Origin of the sequence: Parablautia muri (genome assembly GCF_009917485.1) — a bacterium.
Taxonomy (GTDB): Bacteria; Bacillota; Clostridia; order Lachnospirales; family Lachnospiraceae; genus Suilimivivens; species Suilimivivens muri.
In genome coordinates this window covers 1-4730 of sequence record NZ_QZDT01000109.1, presented here as the reverse complement: position 1 = coordinate 4730, position 4730 = coordinate 1, and the positions used below count along the sequence as shown (strand labels likewise).

At 36.8% G+C, this 4730-nt stretch carries 4 protein-coding genes; 3 read left to right on the top strand and 1 reads right to left on the bottom strand.

Going from position 1 to position 4730, the window contains the following annotated elements:
* Positions 1-227 precede the first annotated feature (227 nt).
* Positions 228-536 carry a hypothetical protein gene (locus D5281_RS24045; RefSeq protein WP_160562406.1) on the bottom strand — a complete coding sequence of 103 codons (309 nt, stop codon included), beginning with the start codon at positions 534-536 and terminating at the stop codon, positions 228-230.
* 182 nt (positions 537-718) lie between these two features.
* On the opposite strand from D5281_RS24045, the gene D5281_RS24040 reads away from it, so the two are divergent.
* The 3 genes from D5281_RS24040 (at position 719) to D5281_RS24030 (ending at position 4683) form a co-directional block, all read left to right on the top strand.
* Complete coding sequence (locus D5281_RS24040) at positions 719-913, top strand: hypothetical protein (protein ID WP_022741653.1); 195 nt, start codon at positions 719-721, stop codon at positions 911-913.
* Positions 897-1508: a GNAT family acetyltransferase gene (locus D5281_RS24035; RefSeq protein WP_160562405.1), complete on the top strand. Its 612-nt coding sequence runs from the start codon at positions 897-899 to the stop codon at positions 1506-1508. Before D5281_RS24040 ends, D5281_RS24035 begins: the two co-directional genes overlap by 17 nt.
* An 823-nt stretch (positions 1509-2331) precedes the next feature.
* Entirely contained in the window at positions 2332-4683 is a 2352-nt protein-coding gene (locus D5281_RS24030) for an SIR2 family protein (RefSeq protein ID WP_160562404.1), read from the top strand.
* Positions 4684-4730 lie beyond the last annotated feature (47 nt).

Genomic DNA, 4730 nt, shown 5'->3' with positions numbered 1-4730 from the left:
TCGTAAGCGGATACATAGCTCTATTGGTTATTTGACACCACAGCAAAAGGAGGATGAGGAACTTAAAAAAACAGCATAATCTTTCGACTTTTTTTGTCCAAAGTATTGACATAGATCCAGTCCAACAAATATGCGGAGCTGGAGGCATGGATATTCATTTAAAACGAAAGAGGGACAGGGCGGAAGGGCTGTGGCGCAGCCTTTCCGTCCTGTCCGGCACTTTGCGGTTACAATTCTGTATTCATTTCTTTTGCGTCTGTCGGCAGGCATTTCCCCAAGAACATGGCCTTGCAGTCGGAAAATCCAAGCAGATATGCAAGCATCCCAAACCGGGAGCCCAGCGCGTTCTGCTCGCTGACGTAGCGGTCGATCAGCAGCCGGATTTCTTTTGATAAATCCATCCTGTCCAGTTCGCCGGAGTATACGTCAGACTTTCGGAGAATCGCCTGGTATTCCCCGTCACTGCTCACGATACCGTTCATGACGCTGTGCATGCGTGTGTCCATGAGCTGGTACAATGCAGAATCTTTTTCCAATCCAATCCCTCCTCTCTGTGGTGTCGTAGCTTACCTCTGTTTTGGCGGGATAGCAAGTGGAAAATAAGTTATAAAAAATTCATAAAATGTTTTGTTGCATTAACCGATATAAAATAATAAAATAGAGATAGAAAAGTATGAATTATAGCGGAAGAATCATACTAACAAAGGAGGTGTTTATTATGGCAACTTCAAGTATCACAAAGAATTTTGTCATTTCCGGCAAGGAACAGGTGGAGATGTTCATCAATGCGATTGAAGAATCTGCCAAGAACCGTCCTGTTCATATACCTGTGGCTGCGAGAGAGATAACAGACGAAGCAGAACTGGTAGAATTTATGGCAAAATGGGAGAAAGCAAATGTTGGAAACAAATAGGTATTTAGTTATCAACATTCGGCGCTATCTTAATAGTGATAATCCAAAACTCGGAGAGAGCAGGCTTCTTCAAGTTCTCTCCGGTTTTTCTTGTCTGCGGAATCCGGATGTCGAGCGTTTTTTGAAAAAAAGTTCGGTAGAGTTTACGAAAAAGAATCAGTCGGTTACATATCTTGTATTTGACATAAGCAGCATGGTGCTGGTAGGGTATTTTACCATTGCATTGAAACCTTTAACTGTAAGGGGAGAAACAGTAAGCAATACCGTAAAGAAAAAGTTGCTGCGTGTCAGTGAATGGGATGAAAAATCAGATACTTATACCATGTCTGCATACCTTATTGCCCAACTTGGCAAAAATTTTACCAATGGTGCAGACAAAAAAATAACTGGCGAAGAATTACTCGCACTGGCATGGGACAAAATTAAAGAGATACAGTATTTGGGCGGAGGCGTAGTGACCTTCTTAGAAGCTGAAAATGAGGAAAAGCTTTTATCATTTTACCGCGATAACCGTTTTTCGCAGTTTGATACCAGGCAGACCGCATCAGATACGGAGGAGTCGCATGAGCTGCTACAGCTTTTAAGGCTGCTTTAATGCGATTTCGCAGCACTGAAAAGTATGGATTTTGTCGATTTGTCGAATCGCAAAATAGGGTGGGGTAAATTCCGCACAGGTGGGGTAAAAGGGGTAAATAATTTACCACAGGGGTAAAAGTCATCATAATCTAACAGCAGCCCAGGCGGCTATTTCCAAATGATGCCATAGGAATTTTGGTACTCGCAGGCGAAAGTATTGAAGAATGGCTTAAAATCAAGGTTTTTTAGGCTTGGTGGGGTTCATCACGGTGGGTGGTGGACCCCATTTTTTCGTGTTTTTAGATGCCGCTGATAGTATGGCGATAGGAGAAAAAATCGTACTATCAGGCAAAAGTATATTTTCACGCAAAAGTCGGGGGTTTCCGTGATAGTATAAAGCGGAAAGATAAAAAGGAGTAGGATATTGGTGGTTTTGGCTGAAAGGTGTATTAGCTTAACGGAAAATGCTGTTGAAAAACGGGGGATATGATACAAACACGGAAACTGCTCGGAGTTTTCGTGTTTGTATATGAGTTTTCGTGATAGCACTTCATAGTTTGGAGTTTTGCGTGAAAGTATAAGGGTTTCCGTGTTTGTTTGAAGTTTTGCCAGTTTGTAGAAAAATGCTGTAGAAAAATGCTGTTGAAATATGGAGGATAGGGTATAAGAGGGCAAAATTTTTGGAGAAGTTAGATATAGATTTCATGTTACGGGTTGGGTGATATGATTCATGTCCGGTTCTTTTTGTTCTGTTTTTCGGATAGTAAAGAATGTCAAAATATGGTAAAATATATTAAAACCTTTAGACATTGGTTTTAATATACATTTTTGGGGTGGAAAAATTGAAAAAGTATACGATCAGTAATGTTATAAGCAGTTTTTCAGTAAAACCGAATGAAAGTATATCTATGCTTTTAGGGGCAGGAGCATCTATATCTTCTGGTATAATGTCAGGAGGGCAAATGGTGTGGGACTTTAAGAGAAAAATTTATTGTATAGAGAATAGAATTTCTGAGACTGCGTTCCCAGATATGTCGAAGGAGACTGCGCAAAGGGAAATACAAACCTACCTTGATGCAACAAGAGAACATCCAAGTTTATATTCAAGGGAAGAATATTCGCATTACTTTGAATATTTGTTTGGAAATAAAAGAGACAGAGATTTATATATTCAAAGCAAAGTGAAAAATGTGACACCTTATTTGGGATATCTCTGTTTGGGAGCATTAATTATTGAAGGTCGTATAAAGTTTTTAAATACTACTAATTTTGATGACTTAATTAAAGCCGGTGTGTATGCTATTGATGCAGGGCATTCTATAAAAACAATATCTTCTGCTATTGAAAATAGCGTGGGATTTAATTTAAATGATGATATTCCTACAATATTGAAATTGCATGGGGATTATTTGGTGGATCATTTAAAAAATACGTCAGAGGAATTGCAGGCGTTAGAAAATTCCATTAATTTAAAACTTCAGGATGTTTTGCATGAAAGGGGACTTATCGTAATTGGGTATGCAGGAAATGATAATTCTGTAATGACCGTATTAGAAAAAATAGTAAATCAAAATGGTCTGCCATATGGGATAATTTGGTGCAAACCTAAGAACACTGTTCTGAGTGAACGTGCCGAAAATTTTATGGAGTTTGCCTGTTCTGCAAATGAGCAATCTGGTGTTGTTGATATTGATAGTTTTGATGATCTGATGTACAGATTATATTTGACTATGGGGAAGTCGTATAAGGAAATTGACGAAAGATGGAAAAATCCAGATTGTATTAAGCCAATTTTATTTGGGGGACTAAGAAAAAGGAATGTGTTTACAAAGACAAATACATTTGAAGCATTAAAATATCCAGAGGAAAGCTATGCATTTGAAACAACCATTACATCATGGAAAGAATTGAGAAGCTATCTGAATCATTCTGGTAAGTTGGTAGCTGCGCTATTTAAAGGTAAAGTATGGGCTTTTGGGGATAAGGAGGAGATACAGAATATATTTGAAAAGGTATTAAAATCAGATATAGAAATGCAAAAATTTCCAGAAGATTGGATACAAAAAGATTATTCATTCGTTTGGAGTTTGTATTATGACCTGATTAAAGTGGGATTGATTTCTCAAGGACTAATATGCTTTGGGAGAAATAAATTCTTTGATCCAAAAGAAAGCAAAAAGGAAAATGGAAATATAATTTATGATGCAGTTGAAGTGTTCTTGTCATGTGTAGGTAAGAAAATACTCCTAACCATTTTGCCTACATTTTATATTGAAAAAGATAACGGACAGCCCATTGATAAATTGCATAAACAGAGAATTATTAATTTTCATTCTTCAAAATTGTATAACTTAGATGTTAGCCAGCGTATAAATGACTGGACAAAAAGATTATGTTTCAATAAGGAATTGGCTTTTAGAATTGCAGGTTTTTTATTGGAATTTAATAAAATTGTTTATACTGGTGGAGGAGTAGGCAGGAAAGAATCATGGCCAGAAATTCAGTGTTTTCAATGTGAAGAACCAAAGATGTGCTTTTCAATAGATGATGATAGCAAGGTTGCTATAAATCAATTGAAAGGATTGATTAATTATGGTCCTATAGAGTATCTGAAAAACGGAACAATCTTGAACAGTATAAAGTTAGCAGCTTTAACCCCAGCTCAGACACAGCAGGAAATTGTGGCACATTTAGAAAAATTAAAGCAACAATATGTCACGAATTTAAAGCAAGAACGGTATTTTTTACCAGAGTATTTAGGCTTTGAGAAGATATTTGGGAAAGATATAGATATTCCAAGTATTAATGACAATGTAAGATTTATGTCTTACAATTTGGACGTAGTATTAAAATTGGATGCAATTAATTTTTTTAAAGGCTTGACTCGATATATCAATGTATTAGCAAAAAATCTAATGTCATTTGATATATTGATAATATATATTCCAAGTTGTTTGGCACATCTTCGGGAAATAAAAAATGAATCGGCATATTTTGATTTACATGATTCATTAAAATTGTATTGTGCAGACAAGGGAATAGTTGTGCAATTAATAGAAGGAAAATCTGCTATACCAGATAAAAATAATGATACAGCAAAGATAATGTGGGGATTATCTACCGGGCTTTATTCTAAAGCTGTTGGACGCTTATGGAAACCTGCGGTATATCCTGGATTCTCGGAGTTAACATGACGAGGTTGGTACCTTCACTCCGAGAGCCTCATATATTTTTGCCTGCT

Excerpts from the sequence above, each read along its gene's own strand:
- D5281_RS24035 (WP_160562405.1), top strand. The coding sequence starts at position 897 with ATGTTGGAAACAAATAGGTATTTAGTTATCAACATTCGGCGCTATCTT.
- D5281_RS24040 (WP_022741653.1), top strand. The coding sequence starts at position 719 with ATGGCAACTTCAAGTATCACAAAGAATTTTGTCATTTCCGGCAAGGAA.